Consider the following 24,697-nt stretch of genomic DNA (forward strand, 5'->3'; position numbering starts at 1 on the left):
CTTCGGCCCAGACCGCCACCCGGTCATCAGCACCGTGTCGTGGCTGTCGGCACCGAGGCCAACCGCCAGCTCGGCCGTACGCCGGGCAACATTGCTGCCATTCGTCCGATGAAGGACGGCGTGATCGCCGACTTCAGCGTCTGCGAAAAGATGCTGCAATACTTTATTAACAAGGTTCACGAAAACAGCTTTCTGCAGCCTAGCCCTCGTGTGCTGATCTGCGTTCCATGCAAATCCACTCAGGTTGAGCGTCGTGCCATCCGTGAATCGGCCCTCGGTGCCGGTGCGCGTGAAGTGTTCCTGATCGAAGAGCCAATGGCTGCTGCGATCGGTGCCGGCCTGCCGGTTGAAGAAGCACGCGGCTCGATGGTCGTGGATATCGGTGGTGGTACCACTGAAATCGCGCTGATCTCGCTGAACGGTGTGGTTTACGCCGAGTCCGTGCGTGTTGGCGGCGACCGCTTCGACGAAGCGATCATCACCTACGTGCGTCGTAACTACGGCAGCCTGATCGGTGAATCCACCGCTGAGCGCATCAAGCAGGAAATCGGCACGGCCTACCCGGGCGGCGAAGTTCGCGAAGTCGACGTTCGCGGTCGCAACCTGGCCGAAGGCGTTCCACGCGCATTCACCCTGAACTCCAATGAAGTGCTGGAAGCTCTGCAAGAGTCCCTGGCAACCATCGTTCAGGCCGTGAAAAGTGCGCTGGAGCAATCGCCGCCGGAACTGGCTTCCGACATCGCCGAGCGTGGCCTGGTGCTGACCGGTGGTGGCGCGCTGCTGCGTGACCTCGACAAGCTGCTGGCCCAGGAAACCGGTCTGCCGGTGATCGTTGCCGAAGATCCGCTGACCTGTGTCGCTCGCGGCGGTGGCCGTGCATTGGAAATGATGGATAAGCACACCATGGACCTGCTCTCGAGCGAATAAGTCGCCGGGTGCAATACGTGGGTGAGCGCGCGCAGGCAGCACTTTGCAGTGCTGCCTGTTGGCGTTTATCTTCTGTCAGTCTTCATCCAGGCCGGTTTGATGCCGTATGAATAAACAGAACATTTGCCTGGGAGGAGCGGCTTATTAAACCGCTTTTCGCCAAAGGCCCTTCGTTGGGTGTGCGCCTGTTGGTGCTGGCCGTGCTGTCGGTCGCGCTGATGGTGGTCGATGCCCGCTTTGATCTGCTCAAACCCGCGCGCAAACAAGCGTCGCTGGTGTTGATGGATGCCTACTGGATCACCGACCTGCCCGGACGGCTGTGGGAAGGGATCGCCAGTCAGTTCGGCAGCCGCACCGAGCTTGTCGCCGAAAACGAAAAACTCAAGACCGAAAACCTGCTATTGCAGGGACGCATGCAAAAGCTTGCTGCCCTCACCGAGCAGAACGTTCGGCTGCGCGAGTTGCTCAATTCTTCCGCGCTGGTCAATGAGAAGGTCGAAGTGGCCGAGTTGATCGGCATGGACCCCAATCCCTTTACCCACCGCATCATCATCAATAAAGGTGAGCGTGACGGCGTGGTGCTCGGTCAACCGGTGCTCGATGCACGCGGCTTGATGGGCCAGGTGGTCGAGTTGATGCCATACACCTCGCGTGTTTTGCTGCTGACCGACACTACTCACAGCATTCCCGTGCAGGTGAACCGTAACGGTCTGCGCGCGATTGCCAGCGGCACCGGCAACCCGGAGCGTCTGGAATTGCGTCATGTTGCCGACACCGCCGACATCAAGGAAGGCGATCTGCTGGTCAGTTCTGGTCTCGGCCAGCGCTTCCCGGCCGGTTATCCGGTCGCGACCGTGAAGGAAGTGATCCACGATTCCGGTCAGCCTTTCGCCATCGTCCGCGCCGTACCGACGGCTGCACTCAACCGCAGCCGCTACCTGCTGCTGGTGTTCAGCGACACCCGCACCGCCGAAGAGCGCGCCAACGATGCCGCACAGGCGCAGGAAAATCTCGATGCCTTTGGCGGCGGCCCGATCATTCCGGCCACTGTGCCGAAAACCGTGACCCCGCCTGCTGCCGCAGCGAGCGCGACGCCGGCAACACCTGCCGCGCCAGCCGCTGCTACCAGCGCGACACCGGCGAAACCCGTTGCAGGCAAACCGCCCGCAGCGGCAAAACCACCTGCAGCCACCCCGGCGGCGGCCAAACCTCCAGCTGGCCAGCCTGCTGCACGTCCGGCGGCAAAACCGCCTGTCACAGCACCGGCGACAACCGGGAGACAAGAATAATGGTCGGCGCTACCGCATCGCGTAACGGCTGGATCGTCTGGCTGACCTTTCTCATCGGCATGCTGCTCAGTGTCTCGCCGTTGCCGCAATTCATGGAAATTCTCCGTCCGCTGTGGCTGGCGCTGCTCCTGACGTTCTGGGCGCTGTACATGCCGCACACCGTTGGCATGGTCACGGCGTTTTGCCTCGGGCTGGCCGAAGATGTGTTGTACGGCACGCTGCTTGGGCAGAACGCGTTGATCCTGACGCTGATCACTTTCCTCGTACTGTCTTTGCAACAACGCCTGCGGATGTTTCCGATGTGGCAGCAATGCCTGGTGATCCTGGTGATCTTCGGCCTCGCGCAACTGGTGCAGTTGTGGCTGAGCGCCCTGACCGGTAACCGTCAACCAACCCTGGCGCTGGTCCTTCCTGCGCTGGTCAGTGCCTTGCTCTGGCCGTGGGTCAGCTTCGCTCTGCGTGGATTGCGCCGCCGCTACAAAATCAATTGAGCCGGTGAAGCTGGTCGCTGAACAGGGAGATGTTTTGATGAAGCCGCTTTACCTTGCCTCCGGATCGCCGCGTCGACGTGAATTGCTCACGCAGATTGGCGTGGCGTTCTCCGCCATCAGTGCGGACATCGACGAAACCCCATTCCCCGAAGAATCGCCATCGGCCTACGTCGAGCGCCTCGCGCGCGGCAAGGCCGAGGCCGGCCGACGCACGGTCAATGGCGCGCAGCCTTTCTGCGTGCTGGGCGCCGACACCGCCGTGGTGCTTGACGGCAAAATTCTTGGCAAACCGGTGGACGAAGCCGACGCATGCGCCATGCTGATGATGTTGTCCGGCAAGGAGCATGAAGTGCTGACCGCCATTGCCCTGCTCGAAGGCGAACGTTGCGAATCGCGGGTGGTGCGCAGTCTGGTGCGGTTCCGCCCGATCAGTCGTGAGGAAGCCGGCGCCTACTGGGCCAGCGGTGAACCCGGTGACAAGGCCGGCGGTTATGGCATTCAAGGGCTCGGCGCAGTGTTCGTCGCCGGCCTCAATGGCAGTTACTCGGCGGTGGTCGGGCTACCTGTTTGCGAAACCGCAGAACTGTTGGGCCATTTCGGCATACCCTGTTGGCAAAACCTGAACGCGCAATAAGCGTCGTACCCATCCAGATGCGGCCATTATCGTGAACATGCCTGAACGAGATCCTGCCATGAGTGAAGAGATTCTGATCAACATCACGCCGATGGAATCGCGCGTGGCGGTGGTCGAAAACGGTGTGCTGCAAGAAGTCCACGTCGAGCGCACGCAAAAACGCGGGATCGTCGGCAACATCTATAAAGGCAAGATCGTCCGCGTATTGCCGGGTATGCAGGCAGCATTCGTCGACATCGGCCTCGATCGCGCCGCGTTCATTCATGCCGCTGAAATCTCGCAACGCGAAGGCCCTGCGGTGGAAAGCATCAGTGCGCTGGTGCACGAAGGCCAGAGCCTGGTGGTGCAAGTCACCAAGGATCCGATCGGCTCCAAAGGCGCGCGGTTGACCACGCAACTGTCGATCCCGTCGCGCTATCTGGTGTACATGCCGCGCACTGCCCACGTTGGCATTTCGCTGAAAATCGAAGACGAAGCCGAGCGCGAGCGCCTCAAGCAGGTGGTCAGCGATTGCGTGGCCAAGGAAGGTATCAAAGAGGCGGGCGGTTTCATCCTGCGCACCGCCGCTGAAGGTGCCGGTGCTGACGAGATCCTCATGGACATCCGCTATCTGCGCCGTCTGTGGGATCAGATCAACGACCAGATCAAGACCATTTCCGCGCCGAGCGTGATCTACGAAGACCTCGGCCTGGCATTGCGCACCCTGCGCGATCTGGTCAATCCGAAGATCGAGAAGATCCGCATCGATTCCCGGGAAACCTTCCAGAAAACCACGCAGTTCGTCGCCGAACTGATGCCGGAGATTGCCGATCGTCTGGAACACTACCCGGGCGAGCGACCGATCTTTGACCTTTATGGGGTCGAAGACGAAATCCAGAAAGCCCTCGAACGCAAAGTACCGTTGAAATCCGGTGGTTATCTGGTGGTCGATCCGGCGGAAGCCATGACCACCATCGACGTCAATACCGGCGCGTTCGTCGGTCATCGCAACCTCGAAGAAACCATCTTCAAGACCAACCTCGAAGCGGCCACGGCGATTGCCCGGCAGCTGCGCCTGCGCAATCTCGGCGGGATCATCATCATCGACTTCATCGACATGGAAGATGAAGAGCACCAGCGTCAGGTCCTGCGCACCCTGGAAAAACAACTGGAACGCGATCACGCCAAGACCAACATCATCGGTATCACCGAGTTGGGCCTGGTGCAGATGACCCGCAAGCGCACCCGCGAAAGCCTTGAGCAAGTGCTGTGCGAGCCGTGCAGCAGTTGCCAGGGGCGCGGCAAGCTGAAAACTCCGGAAACCATCTGTTACGAGATTTTCCGCGAGATTCTCCGCGAGGCCCGCGCCTATCAGGCCGAGGGTTATCGCGTACTGGCGAACCAGAAAGTGGTCGACCGTTTGCTTGATGAAGAATCCGGTAACGTCGCCGAGCTTGAAGGGTTTATCGGCCGCACCATACGCTTCCAGGTGGAAACCATGTATTCCCAGGAACAATATGACGTGGTGCTGCTCTGAACCCCTGCGTCACACCTTTTTCACCGCGGCTGGCCTCAGCTTTTCGCAGTATTTTTGCCATGGGAGCCAACTGACATGGAACGTCTGACACGCATTTTGGCCGCAATCACCCGCTGGGGGCTGGGCCTGTGCGCGTTGGTTCTGGTATTGATGGCGTTGTACGTCAGTCTCGGCCGCGAACTGACCCCGCTGGTGGCCGAGTATCGTGCGGATATCGAAGCCAAGGCGAGTGCCGCACTCGGCATGCCGTTGCAGATCGGTGAGCTGGAAGGTAACTGGAGCGGTTTTGCACCGATCCTGCTGGCCCACGACGTGATGGTCGGCGAGGGTGCCAATGCCTTGCGTCTGGACCGGGTGCGGGCGGTGCCGGATCTGTGGGCCAGTCTGTTGGCGCGCGAGGTGCGCATTGCGCATCTGGAACTCAATGGCCTGAAAATCAGCCTCAAGGAAGCGGAGGACGGCAGTTGGGCGCTGGAAGGCTTGCCTGTGCAGAACGATCAGCCGCTCGATGCGCAGCAGTTGTTCAATCGTTCGCAAATGATTCAGCAACTGTCGGTACTCGACAGTCAAGTGACTCTGCAGCCGCAGGATCACGCGCCGCTGACCCTCACCTATGTCGGCCTCAACCTGAAAACCGGTGCCAGTCGGCAACGCCTCGATGCACGCCTGACATTACCTGATGGTCAACCCGTCGCCTTGAGCCTGCGCACGCGCATTCGCCCCGACCAATGGCAGAACAGCAGCGTCGACGGTTACGCCAGTTTGCCGCAAAGCGATTGGGCGAAATGGCTGCCCGAGCGCCTCACCCAGCAATGGAATTTTTCCCAGATCAAGGCCGGCGGCGAGCTTTGGGTGAACTGGGCCGAGGGCACTTTGCAAAGCGCTGCGCTGCGCTTGAATGCGCCACAACTGACTGGCGCTTATGCCGAGCGCAAGCCGATCCAGATCAACAATCTGGCACTTAACGCTTACTACCAGAACAGTGCCGAAGGTGCGACCCTCACCCTCGATTCGCTGGCGATGAATTTTGGCGAAACCCGCTGGGAGTCTCGCGTCCAGTTGCAGCAGACCCGTGCCACCGACAAGGTTGAAGAGCTCTGGCATCTTCAGGCCGATCGTCTGGACCTGACCCCGATCACGCCGCTGCTCAATGCGCTTGGGCCGTTGCCGAAAGGTTTCGCCGAGGTGGTCGATCATTTGAAAGTCACCGGGGGCCTGCGCAATGTGCTGCTGGATTTCCGGCCTGCAGCCACCAATGGCTCGAAGTTCAGCTTCGCGGCCAATCTCGACCAGGTCGGCTTCGACGCCTACCACGGCGCTCCCGCGGCGCGAAACGTCAGCGGCAGCCTCACCGGTAATCTTGATGGTGGTGAGTTGCGTATGGACAGCAAGGATTTCGTCCTGCACCTCGATCCGATTTTCGCCAAGCCATGGCAATACCTGCAGGCCAACGCGCGGTTGACCTGGAAGCTCGATAAAGACGGTTTCACCCTGATCGCGCCGTACCTGAAGGTGCTGGGCGAAGAGGGCAAGATTGCTGGCGACTTCCTGATTCGCCTGCATTTCGACCACAGCCAGGAAGACTACATGGACCTGCGGGTCGGGCTGGTCGATGGCGACGGTCGCTACACCGCCAAGTACTTGCCTGAAGTCTTGAGCCCGGCACTCGATGAGTGGTTGCGCACGGCGATCCTCAAGGGCGCGGTCGATCAGGGTTTTTTCCAGTATCAGGGTTCGCTGAGCAAGAATGCCGGCGAGGCCGATCGCAGCATCAGCCTGTTCTTCAAAGTGCATGATGCCGAACTGGCCTTTCAGCCGGGATGGCCGCACGTGAGCAAAGTCAGCGGCGACGTGTTCATCGAAGACAGCGGCGTGCGTATCTGGGCGAACAAGGGCCAGTTGCTCGACACTCAGGTCAAGGACGTTTTCGTCAATATTCCTCATGTGCCGACCGGGCAGGACACCCATATGTTCCTCGACGGTGCCTTTGCCGGTGGCTTGGGTGACGGCTTGAAGATCCTTCAGGATGCGCCGATCGGCACGGCGGAAACCTTTGCCGGCTGGGAAGGCGCGGGAGATCTGCAAGGCAAATTGAAACTGGACGTGCCGCTGGCCAAGGGCGATCTGCCGAAGATCCTCGTCGATTTCAAGACCGCTAATGCGCGCTTGAAACTGGCCGAGCCGAAGCTCGAACTGACTCAGTTGAAGGGCGATTTCCGCTTTGACAGCGCCAAGGGCCTCAGCGGGCAGAACATCGCGGCACGGGCATTCGACAAGCCGATCACTGCGCAGATTTTTGCCGACGGCAGCCCGGGCAAGCTCAGGACCCGTGTTGCGGCATCGGGCCAGGTCGAGGTGAAGAAGCTCACCGACTGGTTGGGCGTGACGCAGCCGCTGCCGGTCTCCGGGACGATTCCGTATCAGTTGCAGTTGAATCTCGACGGCGCAGACAGCCAATTGATGGTCAGCTCCAGCATGAAAGGCGTGGCGGTGGATCTGCCGGCGCCATTCGGCATGACCGCGGAAACCGGCCGCGACACGGTGTTTCGCATGACCCTGCAAGGGCCGGAGCGGCGTTACTGGGTCAATTACGATCAACTGGCGAATTTCACCTTCGCGGCACCGCCGAGCAATTTTGCCGAGGGCCGGGGCGAATTGTTCCTCGGTGCCGGCGAGGCTGTGTTGCCGGGGGCCAAGGGCTTGCGGATTCGCGGCGTGCTGTCGGAGCTGGACGTGGCGCCGTGGCAGGATCTGGTCAGCAAGTACGCCGGACAGGATCCGGGAGGCAGCGCCAACAAGTTGCTCAGCAGCGCGGACTTCAAGGTCGGCAAACTGACGGCCTTCGGTACCACGCTGGATCAGGCTTCGGTGCAGCTGAATCGCAAACCGGGCGCGTGGAATCTGGCGCTCGACAGTCAGCAGGCCAAAGGCACGGCGAGTCTGCCGGATGCCAAAGGCACGCCGATTGTGGTGAATCTGCAATACGTGAAGCTGCCGGCGCCAGACCCGACGGTGCAGGCTGACGAAAACGCGCCCGATCCACTGGTGTCGGTCGACCCGACGAAAATCCCGGCGCTGGATATCACCATCAATCAGTTGTTCCAGGGCCAGGATCTGGTCGGTGGCTGGTCGCTCAAGGTGCGTCCGACAGCCAAAGGTATCGCGCTGAACAACCTTGATATGGGCCTCAAAGGCATCCTGCTACAAGGCAACGGTGGCTGGGAAGGTGCGCCGGGCTCGACCAATAGCTGGTTCAAGGGGCGGATCGGCGGCAAGAACCTCGCCGATGTCCTCAAGGGCTGGGGATTCGCACCGAGCGTGACCAGCGAAGAATTCCACATGGATGTCGACGGCCGCTGGCCGGGCTCGCCGGCATGGCTGGCGACCAAACGTTTCTCCGGCACCCTCGACGCGTCGCTGAACAAGGGCCAGTTTGTTGAAGTGGAGGGCGGCGCGCAGGCATTGCGGGTGTTCGGTCTGCTCAACTTCAACTCGATCGGTCGCCGCCTGCGCCTCGACTTTTCCGATCTGTTCGGCAAAGGCTTGAGCTACGACCGGGTCAAGGGCCTGCTGGTGGCGACCAACGGCGTTTACGATACGAAAGAGCCGATCCGCCTGACCGGGCCATCGAGCAACATCGAACTCAACGGCAAACTGGATCTGGTCGCTGAACAGGTCGACGCCAAGTTGCTGGTGACGCTGCCGGTGACCAATAACCTGCCGATCGCCGCGCTACTCGTTGGCGCGCCGGCGGTTGGCGGTGCGCTGTTTCTGATCGACAAGCTGATCGGTGACCGCGTGGCACGCTTCGCCAGTGTGAAATACACCGTCAAAGGCCCGTGGAAAGAGCCGAAAATCACCTTCGACAAGCCTTTTTGAGTAGCATGACCCTATCCCCCGCGTAGGAGCTGCCGAAGGCTGCGATCTTTTGATTTTGTTTTTAACAGCCAGATCAAAAGCTCGCAGCCAGCTCCTACAAGGTTATGTGCAGATTCCGAGGAGTGGCCATGTCTTTAGCGGTGATTCAAATGGTCAGCCAGAGCGACGTGCTGGCCAATCTGGCCCAGGCCCGACGCCTGCTCGAACAGGCAGCGGCCGGCGGTGCGAAGCTTGCGGTTCTGCCGGAAAATTTCGCCGCCATGGGCCGTCGCGACGTCGCTGACATCGGCCGTGCTGAAGCGCTGGGCGAGGGACCGATCCTGCCATGGTTGAAACAGACCGCCCGCGACCTCAAGTTATGGATAGTGGCCGGCACGTTGCCGTTGCCACCGGTGGATCAACCGACGGCGAAGGCCAATGCCTGCTCGTTGTTGGTCGATGAACACGGCGAAATCGTCGCGCGCTACGACAAATTGCATCTGTTCGATGTCGATGTGGCGGACAATCGTGGCCGTTACCGCGAATCCGATGACTATGCTTATGGCAATGGCGTGGTGGTGGCGGACACCCCGGTCGGTCGGCTCGGGCTGAGCGTGTGTTATGACCTGCGCTTTCCTGAGTTGTACAGCGAGTTGCGCGCCGCCGGTGCCGAATTGATTAGTGCACCGTCGGCGTTTACTGCAGTGACGGGCGCAGCGCACTGGGATGTGTTGATCCGTGCGCGGGCCATCGAGACGCAGTGTTATGTGCTGGCCGCAGCGCAGGGCGGGACCCATCCGGGACCGCGGGAAACCTTCGGGCATGCGGCGATCGTCGACCCGTGGGGGCGCGTGCTGGCGCAGCAGGATCAAGGCGAAGCGGTGTTGTTGGCCGAACGCGATAGCGATGAACAAGCGTCCATCAGGGCGCGAATGCCGGTGACGCGTCATCGGCGGTTTTTCTCGCAGGGCGCACAGCGACCTGCTTCAGAACACGAATTTAAGGCGTAAACCTATGAGCGAGTTGTTGTCCTCAGTCAGTGATCATCTATTGGCGCCCGGTGGCGTGACGATCGAGAGCCTGCAAGGCGTGCTCGGCGATCTGGCCGGCCCCGGCATCGATGCCGCCGACCTGTATTTCCAGGGGCAGATTTCCGAGTCCTGGGCACTGGAAGACGGCATCGTCAAGGAAGGCAGCTTCAACCTCGACCAGGGTGTGGGTGTGCGTGCGCAATCCGGTGAGAAAACCGGTTTTGCCTACAGCAACGCGATCACCCTCGAAGCCCTCGGTGCCGCGGCGCGTGCCGCACGTTCGATCTCCCGCGCCGGACAAAACGGCACGGTGCAGGCGTTCACCACCCAGGACGTCGCGCAACTGTATGCGCCGGATAACCCGCTGGAAGTGCTGAGCCGCGCCGAGAAAGTCGAGTTGCTCAAGCGCATCGACGTCGCGACCCGCGCGCTTGACCCGCGTATCCAGCAAGTCAGCGTCAGTATGGCCGGGGTCTGGGAACGGATTCTGGTGGCCTCCACCGACGGCGGCCTGGCGGCGGATGTACGGCCGCTGGTGCGTTTCAACGTCAGTGTGATCGTCGAGCAGAATGGCCGCCGCGAGCGCGGTGGGCATGGCGGCGGCGGGCGTACCGACTACCGTTATTTCCTCGCCGAAGACCGTGCCATGGGCTATGCCCGTGAAGCGTTGCGTCAGGCGCTGGTCAATCTCGAAGCGATTCCGGCGCCGGCCGGTACTTTCCCGGTGGTGCTGGGGTCGGGCTGGTCGGGCGTGCTGCTGCACGAAGCGGTCGGCCACGGTCTCGAAGGCGATTTCAACCGCAAGGGCAGTTCGGCCTACAGCGGGCGCATGGGCGAAATGGTTGCGTCGAAGCTCTGCACTATCGTCGATGACGGCACCTTGAGCGGCCGTCGCGGTTCGCTGAGTGTCGACGATGAAGGCACCCCGACCGAGTGCACCACGCTGATCGAAAACGGCGTACTCAAGGGTTATATGCAGGACAAGCTCAACGCGCGCCTGATGGGTGTGGCCCGCACCGGCAACGGCCGTCGAGAATCCTACGCGCATCTGCCGATGCCACGCATGACCAACACTTACATGCTCGGCGGCGAAAGCGATCCGGCGGAAATCATTGCTTCGGTGAAGAAGGGCATCTACTGCGCCAACCTTGGCGGTGGTCAGGTCGACATCACCAGCGGCAAGTTCGTGTTCTCGACCAGCGAGGCGTACTTGATCGAAGACGGCAAGATCACTGCACCGGTGAAAGGCGCGACGTTGATCGGCAACGGCCCCGAGGCGATGAGCCGGGTGTCGATGGTTGGTAACGATCTGGCGCTGGACAGCGGCGTGGGTACGTGCGGCAAGGACGGGCAATCGGTGCCGGTAGGCGTGGGTCAGCCGACATTGAAAATCGATGCGATCACCGTGGGTGGCACGGGCGCATAAGGATGGAAACATCCTGTGCAGGAGCTGCCGCAGGCTGCGATCTTTTTATCTTTAATAGCAAAGATCGCAGCCTGCGGCAGCTCCTACAAGGGATGAGATCAACGCAGGCCGCGTTGGGTCTCGTCCAGCTCACGGATGTATTTGAAGATCTTGCGGCTGGAAGCAGGAGGTTTGTTTTGCGCAACCTCGTGCTGAGCCTGACGGATCAGGGAACGCAATTGCTGGCGATCGGCGTCCGGGTACTCGACGACGAATTTCTCCAGCACGGCGTCATCGCCAGCGATCAGGCGATCGCGCCAGCGTTCGAGATTGTGGAAACGCTCGTTGTACTGGCGAGTCGAGGCATCGAGTTGATCGAGCAGCGTGAGAATCGCGTCAGTGTCCTGATCGCGCATCAGTTTGCCGATGAACTGCAAGTGCCGTTTACGCGCGATGTTCGCGGTGTGCTTGGGCGCATCGGCCAGAGCCCGGCGCATGGCGTCGGTCAGCGGCAGTTTTGCGATCAAGTCAGGCTTGAGTGTTGTCAGGCGCTCGCCGAGGTCAACCAGAGCATGCAGCTCGCGTTTGACCTGAGATTTGCTTTTTTCTCCCGTATCGAGGGAGTCGTCGTAAGAATCAACCATGGTGGCAGTCCGCAAAGAAACGCCGCCATGATAACCAGTCGGGGGCCGCTTGTCCGGCCCGGTCGCTCGATGACCCCAGCCGAAAGCAGAATTTGAGTGGAGATGAGCATGAGTGCAGTTCAAAGCGTCGGCCCGCAGGCATTGCCGGCACTGCAGGAACAAGTCGAGCAGATCATCGCCGAAGCCAAGCGCCAGGGCGCCAGCGCCTGCGAAGTAGCGGTATCGCTGGAGCAGGGGCTGTCGACGTCGGTGCGTCAGCGCGAGGTCGAAACCGTCGAATTCAACCGCGATCAGGGTTTTGGCATCACGTTGTATGTTGGCCAGCGCAAAGGCTCGGCCAGCACTTCCGCTACCGGCCCTGATGCGATTCGCGAAACAGTCGCTGCCGCGCTCGCCATCGCCAAGCACACCTCTGAAGACGAAGCCTCGGGCCTCGCCGATGCGGCGTTGATGGCCAGGGATCAGCAGGATTTCGACCTGTTCCACGAATGGGACATCACCCCGGAGCAGGCCATCGAGAAGGCCTTGATCTGTGAAGCGGCAGCGTTCGATGCCGACGCACGGATCAAGAATGCCGACGGCACTACGCTGAGCACCCATCAAGGCTGCCGCGTTTACGGTAACAGCCACGGTTTCATCGGTGGCTATGCATCGACCCGGCACAGCCTGAGCTGCGTGATGATCGCCGAGGCCGACGGCCAGATGCAGCGCGATTATTGGTACGACGTCAGCCGTCAAGGCACCTTGCTGGCCGATCCGGTAAGCATTGGTCAGCGTGCAGCGCAGCGAGCGGCGAGCCGTCTGGGTGCGCGTCCGGTGCCGACCTGTGAAGTGCCGGTGCTGTTTTCCGCAGAGCTGGCTGGCGGCTTGTTCGGCAGTTTCCTCTCGGCGGTGTCCGGCGGCAGTCTGTATCGCAAATCGTCGTTTCTTGAAGGCACGCTGGGGCAGAAGCTGTTCCCCGAGTGGCTGACCATCGATGAACGTCCGCACCTGATGCGCGCCATGGGCAGCGCCTCATATGACGGTGATGGCTTGGCGACGTACGCCAAACCGTTCGTCGAAAACGGCGAGCTGGTCTCGTACATTCTCGGCACTTACTCCGGGCGCAAGCTAGGCATGCCGAGCACTGCCAACGCCGGTGGCGTGCACAACCTGTTCGTCACCCATGGCGACGAAGATCAGGCTGCGCTGCTCAAGCGTATGGGCCGAGGCTTGTTGGTCACCGAATTGATGGGCCATGGCCTGAACATGGTCACCGGCGACTACTCGCGCGGGGCGGCGGGTTTTTGGGTGGAGAACGGCGAAATCCAGTTCGCGGTGCAGGAAGTCACCATCGCCGGCAACATGCGCGACATGTTCAAGCAGATTGTCGCGGTGGGTAATGACCTAGAATTGCGCAGCAACATTCGCACCGGTTCGGTGTTGATCGAACGGATGACCGTCGCGGGCAGCTAACATCCCGGCCGTCACACAAAAAGGCGCGCCATCCACCCGGATGCCGCGCCTTTTTCATGCCTGCCGTGTAGGAGCTGCCGCAGGCTGCGATCTGTTGATCTTGTCTTTCAAAACAAAATCAAAAGATCGCAGCCTGCGCAGCTCCTACACAGGCGCTCTTGTTTTGGTTCTCATTATCATCTAATAATAAATCTCATTATCGGATGAGCCCCGAATCATGAGTTCTGCCTTGCACGAGCAGCCGTACCTCGAAAGCTGGCGCTGGATGAGTCGCCAGATCCGTTGCGCGATGGATCCAGACGAACCGCGCCTGATCGAACATTACCTGGCCGAAGGCCGGTACCTGTCTTGTTGCACCGCGACCTCAGCCTGGACGATCGCCGAAACCTCTTTCCGTCTGCTACTCGATACCGCCACCGACATCGCCTTGCCGTGGCACTGGCGCAGCCTCTGCCTCGATCAAGCCTGGCGCCCATTGCGTGAAATGGAGCGCCTGTCCCTGTGCAACTGCCGGCTCAAACGCTGGCAACGCTACACCTGGCAGCTCGCCACTTGTGAACTGCTTCCCTCGATTCCTCTCATTGAACTAGTCCAAGGATTTACCGATGACCAAGACACGTATTGAGCGCGACAGCATGGGCGAACTGCAGGTGCCGGTAGACGCTCTCTACGGCGCGCAGACCCAGCGCGCAGTGGATAACTTCCCGATCAGCGGCAAACCGATGCCGACGCAATTCATCCGCGCGCTGATCCTCGCCAAAGCCGCCGCCGCTCGGGCCAACGTCGAGCTCAACCAGATCACTGCCGCGCAGGGCAAAGCCATCAGCGACGCCGCGCAAGGTCTGCTCGAAGGCGATTTCATGCAGCATTTTCCGGTGGATATCTTCCAGACCGGCTCCGGCACCAGCTCCAACATGAACGCCAACGAAGTGATCGCCACCCTGGCCAGCCGCCTGCTCGACGAGCCGGTCAACGCCAATGATCACGTCAACTGCGGCCAGAGCAGTAACGACATCATCCCGACCACCATTCACGTCAGCGCGGCATTGGCCCTGCACGAGCAATTGCTGCCGGCGCTGCTGCACTTGGTGCAAGTGATCGAGCACAAGGCCGGGCAAGTGCATCACCACGTCAAAACCGGTCGCACGCATTTGATGGACGCCATGCCGGTACGAATGAGTCAGGTGCTCAACGGCTGGGCGCAGCAGCTCAAGGCCAACATCGGTCATTTGCAGGATTTGCTGCCGAGCCTGCAATCGCTGGCGCAGGGCGGCACGGCGGTGGGCACCGGGATCAATGCGCACCCCGAATTCGCCGCGCGTTTCAGCCGGCAACTCAGTCAACTGACCGACGTGCAGTTCACTCAAGGCAAGGATCTGTTTGCGCTGATTGGCTCGCAGGACACCGCCGTCGCCGTCTCCGGCCAACTCAAAGCCATCGCCGTGTCGCTGATGAAAATCGCCAACGACCTGCGCTGGATGAACTCCGGCCCGCTCGCCGGCCTCGGCGAAATCGAACTGGAGGCGCTGCAACCGGGTTCGTCGATCATGCCGGGCAAGGTCAATCCGGTGATCCCGGAAGCCACCGCCATGGTCGCCGCGCAGGTGATCGGCAACGATTCGGTGATCACCATTGCCGGGCAGTCGGGCAATTTCGAACTGAACGTGATGCTGCCGATCATCGCGCAGAACCTGTTGAGCAGCATCGAACTGCTGGCCAACTCCAGCCGTCTGCTCGCTGACAAGGCCATCGCCAGCTTCAAGGTCAACGAATCGCGCTTGAAAGAAGCGTTGTCACGCAATCCGATTCTGGTCACCGCGCTCAACCCGATCATCGGTTACCAGAAGGCCGCCGAAATCGCCAAGCAGGCCTACAAGGAAGGCCGCGCGGTGATCGACGTCGCCCTGGAACACACCGACCTGTCGCGCAGCCAACTGGAAGAGTTACTCAATCCCGAGAAACTCACCGCCGGCGGCGTGTAAACCCCGCAACCGCTTTGGAGGCTCACCATGGAGCACTGGAAACGCACGATCGAACGGGCCAATCGCTGCTTCATGCTGGGCGAACTGATCGACGCCCGTGAGGCTTACCTGCAAGCCCTGGCCTTGGCGCAAGTGTTGTTCGAACGCTGGGCGGATGCCGACGAAGCGGTGGCGGCCTGCGTCATCTCCCATCACAACCTGGCTGACTTGCATTTGCGCCTGAATCAGCCGGAGGAGAGCGCCGAATACCTCTGCGCCATCCACCAGCGGCTGTTGCAGACCATGCAGGACGAGCGCCTGCGCCCGGCGCTGCGTGAAGCGGCGCTGCGCCAGAGCAGCAAGACCTACGTCGAACTGCTGAATTTCATCAGCGAACACGGCGAATACCCACGCACCCAGCGTCTGCTGCATCCGGATACCGGCAATGCGCGACGCGCGCCTGCCCCCCATCACCATGGAGTCCATTGAAATGGCTTTTACCTTGCCTGCCTTGCCTTACGCCTACGACGCCCTGGAACCGCACATCGATGCGCAGACCATGGAGATTCACTACACCAAGCATCACCAGACCTACATCAATAACCTCAACGCGGCGGTAGAAGGCACTGAGTACGCTGAATGGCCGGTGGAAAAACTCGTCGCCAGCGTTAAGCAGCTACCGGAAAAACTTCGTGCGGCGGTGATCAATCAGGGCGGCGGTCACGCCAACCATTCGCTGTTCTGGGAAGTGATGGTGCCTGGCGGTGGCGGCAAGCCGGACGGCGCGCTGGCCAAGGCCATTGATGAGCAATTGGGCGGTCTCGACAGCTTCAAGGAAGCGTTCACCAAAGCCGCGCTGACCCGTTTCGGCAGCGGTTGGGCCTGGCTCAGCGTGACCCCGGAGAAAAAACTGATCGTGGAAAGCAGCGGCAACCAGGACAGCCCGTTGATGAACGGCAACACGCCGATTCTCGGTCTCGACGTCTGGGAACACGCCTATTACCTGCGCTACCAGAACCGACGCCCGGAATACATCAACGCCTTTTACAACGTGATCAATTGGCCTGAAGTCGCTGCGCGCTATCAGGCGGCACTGGTTTAAGTCTTCTATAAAAACAATCCAAGGCTGACTATGGGCACTGAAACACTGGCGATCGGAAGTGGGCGTATGTTTCGTTACGCAGTGGGATCGCTATTGCTGTTGGCGGGCGTGACCTTGCTGGTCGCCCACGGACTGGAATGGCTGAATCTGGAACCGCGGCTGTCGCGGGCGTTGCAGGGTGGCGCGATCTGCGCCCTCGGCACGGCGCTTGGCGCTGTCCCGGTGCTGGTGATTCGGCGCATGCCGCAGGCGCTCAGCGATACGTTGCTGGGGTTTGGCGCCGGGGTGATGCTGGCGGCGACGGCGTTTTCGCTGATCGTGCCGGGCATTGCTGCCGCCGAAAGCCTGGGCCTGACACCGTGGGGGGCCAGTGGCCTGATCTGCTTCGGCATCATGCTCGGTGCATTCGGTCTGTATCTGGTTGATCTCAAGGTGTCCGGCGCTTCCCCGGAAATGCTCGTCGGTACCGTCGAGCACCCGGTGATTCCGCCGCGCATCTGGTTGTTCGTGTTCGCCATCATTGCTCATAACATCCCCGAAGGCATGGCTGTCGGCGTTTCTGCCGGCGGCGGCATGCCGGATGCGGACAGCCTGGCCATGGGCATCGCCTTGCAGGATGTGCCGGAAGGTCTGGTGATTGCGTTGGTATTGGCCGGGGCAGGGATGTCGCGGGTCAAGGCGTTCCTGATCGGCGCGGCATCAGGTCTGGTCGAACCGGTATTTGCGCTGTTATGCGCGTGGCTGGTCAGTCTGGCGCAGGTGTTGTTGCCGTTAGGGCTGGCATTGGCTGCCGGGGCGATGTTGCTGGTGGTGACTCACGAGGTGATCCCCGAGTCGCGACGCAATGGTCATGACAAACTGGCCAGTCTTGGCTTGTTGAGCGGGTTTTGTTTGATGATGGTGATGGATACGGCATTGGGTTGAAGCAGATCAAAAGATCGCAGCCTGCGGCAGCTCCTACATGGGGTTATGTGCTGCGGGTTAACACCACACGCGGCCTTCCAATGTAGGAGCTGCCGAAGGCTGCGATCTTTTGCTTTTGGCGGTCAACCACCCTCATCGAAGTAGTTGTTGATCAACGCCACCAACGCATCCAGCGCTTCCTGATCCTTTTCACCTTCGGTGCTCAGATAAATCCTGGTGCCCTTGCCAGCCGCCAGCATCATCATCGCCATAATGCTTTTGCCATCGACCGTGGTCTCCGGCGTGCGCCCCACTCTGATCGTGCAATCCGGATACTGCCCGGCCACGCCAACGAACTTGGCCGACGCGCGGGCATGCAGGCCCAGTTTGTTGATGATTTCGATTTCCAGAGCAGGCATCGCGGTGTGAATCCTTTAAGTGAGGTCGCGGTGGCGAACCTGGACGTTCTTCAGGGTTTTCTGCAGGGCCTGACCCAGGCGTTCGGTCAGGTAGACGGAGCGGTGATGCCCGCCGGTGCAGCCTATGGCAATGGTGACGTAGGCACGGTTGCTCGCGGCAAAGCGTGGCAGCCACTTGTGCAGGTAGGTGAAGATGTCCTGAAACATCTCTTCGACCTCCGGCTGCGCCGCCAGATAGTCTGCCACCGGAGCATCGAGACCGGATTGCTCGCGCAATTCCGGCTTCCAGTACGGGTTAGGCAGGCAGCGTACGTCAAACACCAGATCGGCATCGACCGGCATGCCGCGCTTGAAACCGAATGACTCGACCAGAAATGCGGTACCCGGTTCCGGCTGGTTCAGCAGGCGCAGCTTGAGGGTGTCGCGCAACTGGTACAGGTTCAGATTGGTGGTATTGATTTTCAGGTCGGCAAGGTCGGCAATCGGGCCGAGCAGGGCGGTTTCGTCATGGATCGCTTCGGCCAGCGAGCGATTGGCATTGCTCAAGGGATGGCGGCGGCGAGTCTCGGAAAAACGCTTGAGCAGGGTTTCCTCGTCGGCATCCAGATACAGGACGTCGCACTGGATATGCTTGCTGCGGGCATCTTCAAGCAGTTCGGGAAAGCGCGACAGATGGCTTGGCAGGTTACGCGCATCGATCGACACGGCCACCAGCGGCTGCGCCAGTTCGGTGTGAATCAGGGCGCGTTCGGCCAGTTCCGGCAGCAATCCCGCCGGCAGATTGTCGATGCAGTAGTAACCGTTGTCCTCGAGGACATCCAGTGCGGTGCTTTTACCCGAGCCGGAACGGCCACTGACGATGATCAAACGCATGATTACTGCCCGCTTTGCTCGTCCAGGACAACCTGATACAAGGCTTGGTTAGTCTGGGCGCTGCGCAGTCTGTCGCGCACTTCCTTGCGATCCAGCATGCTGGCGATCTGACGTAGCAACTCCAGGTGCGCATCGGTCGCGGCTTCGGGGACCAGCAGCACGAACAGCAGGTCGACCGGAGCGCCATCGATGGCGTCGAAATCGATAGGGGCTTCAAGGTGCATCAGCGCGCTGACCGGCGCTTCGCAGCCCTTGAGGCGGCAGTGTGGAATGGCGATGCCGTTACCAAAACCGGTGGAACCGAGTTTTTCACGGGCAATCAGTGCCTCGAAGACATCTTGCATCTCCAGATCCGGCACTTCGCGGGCGATCAGGTTGGCAATTTGTTCGAGGGCTTTCTTTTTACTGCCGCCCGGCACGTTCACGAGAGAACGGCCGGGGGTCAGGATACTTTCAAGTCGGATCATGGGTTAGGGGGGTTATCGACCGGTAGCGCCCTGGAGGAGGCTCTGGGTCTTTTCCTTATGCTTTTTGAGTTGGCGATCCAGCTTGTCGGTGAGTGAGTCGATCGCAGCGTACATGTCTGTATCTTCTGCGTTTGCGACCACTTCGCTGCCGGGAATATGCAAGGTGGCTTCGATTTTCTGCTTCAGCTTTTCGACGCACATCGTGACTTGCACGTTGGTGATCTTGTCGAAATGTCGCTCCAGTCGTTGGAGTTTTTCCTCGATATAGGAACGCAGAGGTTGGGTCACTTCCAGTTGGTGTCCACTGATGTTGACTTGCATACAGCTTCTCCTTCGTTGCCAGTGCATAAAGCGGCAGGCCGAAAAGCCTGCCACTGGAACGCTGTAACGTGGCTTACATCAACCGCTTGCGTTCGCTCGACGGCGCGATCCCGAGGGATTCGCGGTACTTGGCGACGGTGCGGCGAGCCACCTGAATGCCTTGTGCCTCCAGTAAACCAGCGATCTTGCTGTCACTCAACGGCTTTTTCTGATTTTCCGCAGCAACCAGTTTCTTGATGATCGCGCGGATAGCTGTGGACGAGCATTCGCCGCCTTCGGAGGTGCTGACGTGGCTGGAGAAAAAGTATTTCAGTTCATAAATACCGCGCGGGGTATGCATGAATTTCTGCGTGGTCACCCGCGAAATCGTCGATTCATGCATGCCGACTGCTTCGGCGATGTCATGCAGGACCAGCGGTTTCATCGCTTCGTCGCCGTATTCGAGGAAACCGCGCTGGTGTTCGACGATCTGCGTGGCAACCTTCATCAGGGTTTCGTTGCGGCTTTGCAGGCTCTTGATGAACCAGCGGGCCTCCTGCAACTGATTGCGCATGAAAGTGTTGTCGGCGCTGGTGTCGGCGCGACGGACGAAACCGGCGTACTGCGCGTTGACGCGCAGGCGTGGCACCGACTCCTGATTCAGCTCGACCAGCCAGCGCTCATTGTCCTTGCGCACGATGACGTCGGGGACGACGTATTCGGCTTCGCTGGACTCGATCTGCGAGCCTGGGCGCGGGTTGAGGCTCTGCACCAGTTCGATGACCTGGCGCAGCTCATCTTCCTTGAGCTTCATGCGGCGCATCAACTGGCTGTAGTCGCGGCTGCCGAGCAGGTCGATGTAGTCACTGACCAGACGTTTGGCTTCTGCCAGCCATGGCGTCTTGGCAGGTAACTGGCGCAATTGCAGCAACAGGCATTCGCCGAGGTTGCGTGCGCCGATACCGGCCGGTTCGAATTGCTGGATGCGGTGCAGGACGGCTTCGATTTCGTCCAGTTCGATGTCCAGTTCCGGATCGAATGCCTCGAGAATCTCTTCGAGGGTTTCGTCCAGATAGCCCTGATTGTTGATGCAATCGATCAGGGTCACGGCGATCAGGCGATCGGTGTCGGACATCGGTGCGAGGTTCAATTGCCACAGCAGATGGCTTTGCAGGCTTTCGCCAGCGGAGGTGCGGGTGGTGAAGTCCCACTCGTCATCATCGCTGCTGGGCAGGCTGCTGGCGCTGGTCTGGTAGACGTCTTCCCAGGCGGTATCGACCGGGAGTTCGTTGGGGATGCGTTCGTTCCATTCGCCGTCTTCGAGGTTGTCGACCGTCGGCGCGGTTTCCTGGTAGGAAGGTTCCTGGATCTCGGTGTTGGGCTTCTGTTCGGCGTTGTCGGCCAGCGGATCGGAATTGTCGAAGTCTTCGCCTTCTTCCTGGCGTTCGAGCATCGGATTGGATTCCAGAGCCTCCTGGATTTCCTGTTGCAGATCCAGGGTCGACAATTGGAGCAGGCGGATGGCCTGTTGCAGCTGCGGTGTCATCGTCAGCTGCTGGCCCATTCTCAAGACTAGCGATGGTTTCATGGCAGGGGCTTAACACCTTATTCGCCGGCGCTACGCGCCATCCACTACAGGGCGCCGAAGCGCCAAACTTAAGCAAATTATATGCCTGAAACTGAAGTGTTTGCCTAGAGCGCTGTAACAATAAAAAGATAGAAAACTTTATTGACGCGTTGCTCAGGCGAGCGGTGAACACCTTTGAAGCGACGTGTTTGCCTGGAGCGCTGTAACAATCAAGCGTATTAAATCGCGCTTGAATCGATACTGCGCTCCGGCGGCACCGGGCACTGTCACGCTTACAGGCGGAATTCGTGGCCCAGATACACTTCCTTGACCAGATCGTTGGCCAGGATGGTTTCTGCGTCACCTTCGGCGATCAGTTGACCGTCGTTGACGATGTAGGCCGTTTCGCAGATATCCAGCGTCTCACGCACGTTGTGGTCGGTGATCAGTACACCGATACCCTTGGCCTTGAGGTGGTGGATGATCTGCTTGATGTCGCCGACCGAGATCGGGTCGACACCGGCGAACGGTTCGTCGAGCAGGATGAATTTCGGCGCAGTCGCCAGGGCACGGGCGATTTCCACCCGGCGGCGTTCACCACCCGACAGGCTCATGCCGAGGTTGTCGCGGATGTGGCTGATGTGGAATTCCTGCAGCAGGCTTTCCAGCTCTTTGCGACGTCCGGCCTTGTCGAGTTCCTGACGGGTCTCGAGGATCGCCATGATGTTGTCGGCGACCGACAGTTTGCGGAAGATCGACGCTTCTTGCGGCAGATAGCCGATACCGGCCTTTGCACGACCGTGCATTGGCTGGTGGCTGACGTCCAGGTCATCGATCAGCACGCGGCCCTGATCTGCCTGCACCAGGCCGACGATCATGTAGAAGCATGTGGTCTTGCCGGCGCCGTTGGGGCCGAGCAGGCCGACGATCTGACCGCTGTCGATCGACAGGCTGACGTCACGCACGACCTGGCGGCTTTTATAGGCCTTGGCCAGGTGCTGAGCTTTCAGAGTTGCCATTACTGGGTTTTCTCGTCGGTTTTCTTCTTCGGCTGGATCACCATGTCGATGCGCGGACGCGCCTCGGTGACCTTGCTGCCGGTAGCGCGACCGGCGCTGGCCAGTTTCTTCACGGTGTCATAGACGATTTTCTCGCCCTGAGTCGTGTTGTTGTCCTTGTCGACAACCTTGGCCTTGTCGATCAGCACGACGCGATTTTGCGCAGCGTGGTACTGGATCGTCACGCCCCAGCCCTGCACGGGCTTGGTGTCACCTTGAGTCTGCAATTGCTCGAAGTAGGCAAGGTTGCCCACCGACGTCACCACGTCGATATCGCCGGCCGGGGTACGGGTGATGGTCACCGTGTTGCCCTTAACGATCATCGAACCCTGGGTGATGATCACATCACCTTTATAGGTAGCGATGCCGTTCTTGTCGTCCAGTTGGGCGTCGTCGGCTTGAATGCGGATAGGTTGCTGCTGATCGTTCGGCAGAGCCCAGGCGCTCACGCTTCCCAGTGCTGCGCCCAGACTGAGCAAAATAGGGAGGGTTTTAACGAGCCTCATACTGTCCTCTTACGTTCGATAGCAGGTGTATCCTGCTTTCCTTCAGGTACGCTTTCATTCCAACGCCAGTTGATACACCGCCAGCGCCGTCGATTCTAACGGGTTGCTCGGTCTGCGCATATTGCTGCTGCGGGAACACTGTCATGCGGGTGGAAGTGATCAGCGTGTCGCGGTTCTTTTCATCGGTGCGTTTGACGCGTACCGAGTCAATCAATTCGACTTCGGTACCGCCCGAGTTCACTTCGCCACGCTCACTGGTCACGTGCCACGGAAAATCAGTGCCGCGGTACATGTTCAGGTCGGGTTTGGTGACCAGGGTGATGTCGGTCGCCTTGACGTGCTCGGCCTTGTCGGACGTCATTTCGTATTGCACTTTGCCGTCCGGCAGGTATTGCAGGGTATGCGTGTTGGTCGCGTACCAGTCAATCGGGGTGTCCACGGACGAGACCGGAGGCTTGTCGAGGAAGCGTTCCGGGCTGATGTTCCAGTAGCCGACCGCGGCGAACAACGCAGCGATGCAGCCGAACAGCAGGAAGTTGCGAAATTTTTTGCTAAACATGGTTTGGCTCACAGGTACGCGGCGTTGGCCGCATCGAGGCGGCCCTGGGCGCGCAGGATCAATTCGCAGAATTCGCGTGCAGCACCTTCGCCACCACGGGCGCGAGTAACGCCGTGGGCGTGTTCGCGGACGAAATCGGCAGCGTTGGCGACAGCCATGCCCAGGCCTACGCGGCGGATCACCGGCAGGTCGGGCAGGTCGTCACCGAGGTAGGCGACCTGTTCATAGCTTAGGCCCAGTTGCTCGAGAAGACCGTCGAGAACCACCAATTTGTCTTCACGCCCCTGAAACAGGTGCGGGATGCCGAGATTTTTTGCGCGCCGTTCGACCACCGGAGTCTTGCGACCGCTGATGATGGCGGTCTGCACGCCGGCATTCATCAACATTTTGATGCCTTGGCCGTCGAGGGTATTGAAGGTCTTGAATTCGCTGCCGTCTTCAAGGAAATACAGGCGCCCGTCGGTGAGGACGCCGTCGACGTCGAAAACCGCCAGTTTGATCGCTTTGCCGCGTTGCAGCAGATCGGTGCTCATTTACATGACTCCTGCGCGCAGCAGGTCGGAGAGGTTGAAGGCGCCAATCGGGCGATCTTCCTCGTCGACGACTACCAGTGCGTTGATTCGATGGTCTTCCATGATTTTCAGGGCTTCGGCGGCGAGCATCTCGGGCCGGGCAGTCTTGCCGTGTGCGGTCATCACCTGGTCGATGGTGGCGCTGCGGATGTCGATGCTGCGATCCAGCGTGCGGCGCAAATCGCCGTCGGTGAAGATCCCGGCGAGCTTGCCATCGGCTTCAAGGATGGCGGTCATGCCCAGACCCTTGCGGGTCATTTCCATCAACGCGTCCTTGAGCAGTGTGCCGCGCTGCACCTGCGGCAGTTCCTGGCCGGCGTGCATGACGTTCTCGACTTTCAGCAACAAACGACGGCCCAGCGCGCCACCCGGATGGGAGAAGGCGAAATCTTCAGCGGTAAAACCGCGTGCTTCGAGCAGGGCGACAGCCAGGGCATCGCCCATGACCAATGCCGCAGTGGTCGAAGAGGTCGGCGCCAGGTTGAGCGGGCAGGCTTCGTGCTCGACGTGAACGTTGAGGTTGACTTCGGCAGCCTTGGCCAGCGGCGATTGCGGGTTGCCGGTGACGCTGATCAGCTGGATGCCCAGGCGTTTGATCAGCGGCAGCAGGGTGACGATTTCGTTGGTCGAGCCGGAGTTCGACAGGGCCAGAATCACGTCGTCGCGGGTGATCATGCCCATGTCGCCATGGCTGGCTTCAGCCGGATGCACGAAAAAAGCCGGAGTGCCGGTGCTGGCCAGTGTCGCGGCGATCTTGTTGCCGACGTGCCCGGATTTGCCCATGCCGACTACAACTACACGGCCCTTGCTGGCCAGAATCATCTCGCAAGCGCGTACGAAATCGGCGTCGATATGGGGCAACAAGCCTTGTACGGCTTCCACTTCGAGGCGGATGGTGCGTTGTGCCGATTGAATCAGGTCGCTGGATTGGCTCATGTCAGAAATCGTATAGCCCGATGAAAAGGCGGCGATTATAGCGGTTAAGTTGAAAAGCCTCACGCAAGTTCGTCGTGCTTTGTCATTCCTCGTTACCAAAACCCCGAAAAAGCCACTCCAACCCTGTCAGATTGCCGAACACAGGCCGGCACAGACCTTGGGCGCTTGGCCTTTGCAGTGATATAGTTCGCCGCCAGTTCGGCCTGCCCGGAGGGTATGTGCTT

General features: G+C 60.2%; 25 protein-coding genes. 14 read left to right on the forward strand and 11 right to left on the reverse strand.

Features of this window, described 5'->3' with window-relative positions:
* The 8 genes from ACIPZE_RS26980 to tldD all read left to right on the forward strand — a co-directional run.
* A partial coding sequence (locus ACIPZE_RS26980; RefSeq protein ID WP_400776438.1) for a rod shape-determining protein occupies positions 1 to 927 on the forward strand: 927 nt, incomplete at its 5' end.
* A 143-nt stretch (positions 928 to 1,070) separates the two neighbouring features.
* Entirely contained in the window at positions 1,071 to 2,216 is a 1,146-nt protein-coding gene (gene mreC / locus ACIPZE_RS26985) for a rod shape-determining protein MreC (RefSeq protein ID WP_283438657.1), read from the forward strand.
* Complete coding sequence (mreD, locus tag ACIPZE_RS26990; protein ID WP_129389136.1) at positions 2,216 to 2,707, forward strand: rod shape-determining protein MreD; 492 nt, start codon at positions 2,216 to 2,218, stop codon at positions 2,705 to 2,707. Before mreC ends, mreD begins: the two co-directional genes overlap by 1 nt.
* 37 nt (positions 2,708 to 2,744) lie before the next feature.
* On the forward strand, positions 2,745 to 3,341 hold the full coding sequence (locus ACIPZE_RS26995; protein WP_283437685.1) for a nucleoside triphosphate pyrophosphatase: 597 nt from the start codon (positions 2,745 to 2,747) through the stop codon (positions 3,339 to 3,341).
* A 58-nt stretch (positions 3,342 to 3,399) separates the two neighbouring features.
* A complete protein-coding gene (gene rng, locus ACIPZE_RS27000) occupies positions 3,400 to 4,857 on the forward strand; it encodes a ribonuclease G (RefSeq protein WP_129389142.1) in 1,458 nt (485 codons plus the stop codon).
* A gap of 75 nt (positions 4,858 to 4,932) precedes the next feature.
* Complete coding sequence (locus ACIPZE_RS27005; RefSeq protein WP_400776442.1) at positions 4,933 to 8,736, forward strand: YhdP family protein; 3,804 nt, start codon at positions 4,933 to 4,935, stop codon at positions 8,734 to 8,736.
* A 128-nt stretch (positions 8,737 to 8,864) separates the two neighbouring features.
* Positions 8,865 to 9,725, forward strand: a complete 861-nt coding sequence (locus ACIPZE_RS27010) for a carbon-nitrogen hydrolase family protein (protein ID WP_283437683.1) — start codon at positions 8,865 to 8,867, stop codon at positions 9,723 to 9,725.
* A 4-nt stretch (positions 9,726 to 9,729) separates the two neighbouring features.
* Positions 9,730 to 11,172, forward strand: a complete 1,443-nt coding sequence (gene tldD, locus ACIPZE_RS27015) for a metalloprotease TldD (RefSeq protein ID WP_160055865.1) — start codon at positions 9,730 to 9,732, stop codon at positions 11,170 to 11,172.
* A 98-nt stretch (positions 11,173 to 11,270) separates the two neighbouring features.
* Here the strand turns inward: tldD and yjgA are convergent, their stop codons facing one another.
* Complete coding sequence (gene yjgA, locus ACIPZE_RS27020) at positions 11,271 to 11,795, reverse strand: ribosome biogenesis factor YjgA (RefSeq protein ID WP_007915377.1); 525 nt, start codon at positions 11,793 to 11,795, stop codon at positions 11,271 to 11,273.
* Between the two features lie 108 nt (positions 11,796 to 11,903).
* Here yjgA and pmbA point away from each other — a divergent pair, with 108 nt between their 5' ends.
* The 6 genes from pmbA (at position 11,904) to ACIPZE_RS27050 (ending at position 17,237) form a co-directional block, all read left to right on the forward strand.
* A complete protein-coding gene (gene pmbA, locus ACIPZE_RS27025) occupies positions 11,904 to 13,250 on the forward strand; it encodes a metalloprotease PmbA (RefSeq protein WP_400776445.1) in 1,347 nt (448 codons plus the stop codon).
* A gap of 217 nt (positions 13,251 to 13,467) precedes the next feature.
* Complete coding sequence (locus ACIPZE_RS27030) at positions 13,468 to 13,875, forward strand: FagA protein (RefSeq protein ID WP_283437681.1); 408 nt, start codon at positions 13,468 to 13,470, stop codon at positions 13,873 to 13,875.
* Complete coding sequence (locus tag ACIPZE_RS27035) at positions 13,856 to 15,232, forward strand: lyase family protein (RefSeq protein ID WP_283437680.1); 1,377 nt, start codon at positions 13,856 to 13,858, stop codon at positions 15,230 to 15,232. The genes ACIPZE_RS27030 and ACIPZE_RS27035 overlap by 20 nt, the downstream gene beginning before the upstream one ends.
* A 27-nt stretch (positions 15,233 to 15,259) precedes the next feature.
* Positions 15,260 to 15,700 (forward strand): hypothetical protein, encoded by a 441-nt coding sequence (locus ACIPZE_RS27040; RefSeq protein WP_007953590.1) that lies wholly within the window; start codon positions 15,260 to 15,262, stop codon positions 15,698 to 15,700.
* A 1-nt stretch (position 15,701) separates the two neighbouring features.
* Positions 15,702 to 16,313 carry a superoxide dismutase gene (locus ACIPZE_RS27045; RefSeq protein ID WP_283437678.1) on the forward strand — a complete coding sequence of 204 codons (612 nt, stop codon included), beginning with the start codon at positions 15,702 to 15,704 and terminating at the stop codon, positions 16,311 to 16,313.
* Positions 16,314 to 16,343: 30 nt separating this feature from the next.
* Complete coding sequence (locus ACIPZE_RS27050) at positions 16,344 to 17,237, forward strand: ZIP family metal transporter (RefSeq protein ID WP_400776448.1); 894 nt, start codon at positions 16,344 to 16,346, stop codon at positions 17,235 to 17,237.
* 122 nt (positions 17,238 to 17,359) lie between these two features.
* On the opposite strand, the gene ACIPZE_RS27055 is transcribed toward ACIPZE_RS27050, so the two are convergent.
* The 10 genes from ACIPZE_RS27055 to ACIPZE_RS27100 all read right to left on the reverse strand — a co-directional run bounded on the left by ACIPZE_RS27055 (position 17,360) and on the right by ACIPZE_RS27100 (position 24,473).
* Positions 17,360 to 17,635: an HPr family phosphocarrier protein gene (locus ACIPZE_RS27055; protein ID WP_129389165.1), complete on the reverse strand. Its 276-nt coding sequence runs from the start codon at positions 17,633 to 17,635 to the stop codon at positions 17,360 to 17,362.
* 15 nt (positions 17,636 to 17,650) lie between these two features.
* Positions 17,651 to 18,508 carry an RNase adapter RapZ gene (gene rapZ, locus ACIPZE_RS27060; protein WP_283437676.1) on the reverse strand — a complete coding sequence of 286 codons (858 nt, stop codon included), beginning with the start codon at positions 18,506 to 18,508 and terminating at the stop codon, positions 17,651 to 17,653.
* A gap of 2 nt (positions 18,509 to 18,510) precedes the next feature.
* Positions 18,511 to 18,975 carry a PTS IIA-like nitrogen regulatory protein PtsN gene (ptsN, locus tag ACIPZE_RS27065; RefSeq protein ID WP_129389171.1) on the reverse strand — a complete coding sequence of 155 codons (465 nt, stop codon included), beginning with the start codon at positions 18,973 to 18,975 and terminating at the stop codon, positions 18,511 to 18,513.
* 12 nt (positions 18,976 to 18,987) lie between these two features.
* Positions 18,988 to 19,296: a ribosome hibernation-promoting factor, HPF/YfiA family gene (hpf, locus tag ACIPZE_RS27070; RefSeq protein WP_007912419.1), complete on the reverse strand. Its 309-nt coding sequence runs from the start codon at positions 19,294 to 19,296 to the stop codon at positions 18,988 to 18,990.
* A gap of 73 nt (positions 19,297 to 19,369) precedes the next feature.
* Positions 19,370 to 20,863 (reverse strand): RNA polymerase factor sigma-54, encoded by a 1,494-nt coding sequence (locus tag ACIPZE_RS27075; RefSeq protein ID WP_129389174.1) that lies wholly within the window; start codon positions 20,861 to 20,863, stop codon positions 19,370 to 19,372.
* A gap of 272 nt (positions 20,864 to 21,135) precedes the next feature.
* A complete protein-coding gene (gene lptB / locus ACIPZE_RS27080; protein ID WP_008085069.1) occupies positions 21,136 to 21,861 on the reverse strand; it encodes an LPS export ABC transporter ATP-binding protein in 726 nt (241 codons plus the stop codon).
* Positions 21,861 to 22,406 (reverse strand): lipopolysaccharide transport periplasmic protein LptA, encoded by a 546-nt coding sequence (gene lptA / locus ACIPZE_RS27085; protein WP_129389177.1) that lies wholly within the window; start codon positions 22,404 to 22,406, stop codon positions 21,861 to 21,863. The genes lptB and lptA overlap by 1 nt, the downstream gene beginning before the upstream one ends.
* Positions 22,393 to 22,965 (reverse strand): LPS export ABC transporter periplasmic protein LptC, encoded by a 573-nt coding sequence (gene lptC / locus ACIPZE_RS27090; RefSeq protein ID WP_129389180.1) that lies wholly within the window; start codon positions 22,963 to 22,965, stop codon positions 22,393 to 22,395. The genes lptA and lptC overlap by 14 nt, the downstream gene beginning before the upstream one ends.
* A gap of 8 nt (positions 22,966 to 22,973) precedes the next feature.
* Complete coding sequence (locus ACIPZE_RS27095; protein WP_042557670.1) at positions 22,974 to 23,498, reverse strand: HAD family hydrolase; 525 nt, start codon at positions 23,496 to 23,498, stop codon at positions 22,974 to 22,976.
* The gene (locus ACIPZE_RS27100) at positions 23,499 to 24,473 is read right to left on the reverse strand and encodes a KpsF/GutQ family sugar-phosphate isomerase (RefSeq protein ID WP_064388002.1); all 975 of its coding nucleotides are present in this window, start codon (positions 24,471 to 24,473) and stop codon (positions 23,499 to 23,501) included.
* Positions 24,474 to 24,697 lie beyond the last annotated feature (224 nt).

Origin of the sequence: Pseudomonas sp. NPDC089741 (assembly GCF_044748825.1) — a bacterium.
Taxonomy (GTDB): domain Bacteria; phylum Pseudomonadota; class Gammaproteobacteria; order Pseudomonadales; family Pseudomonadaceae; genus Aquipseudomonas; species Aquipseudomonas helmanticensis.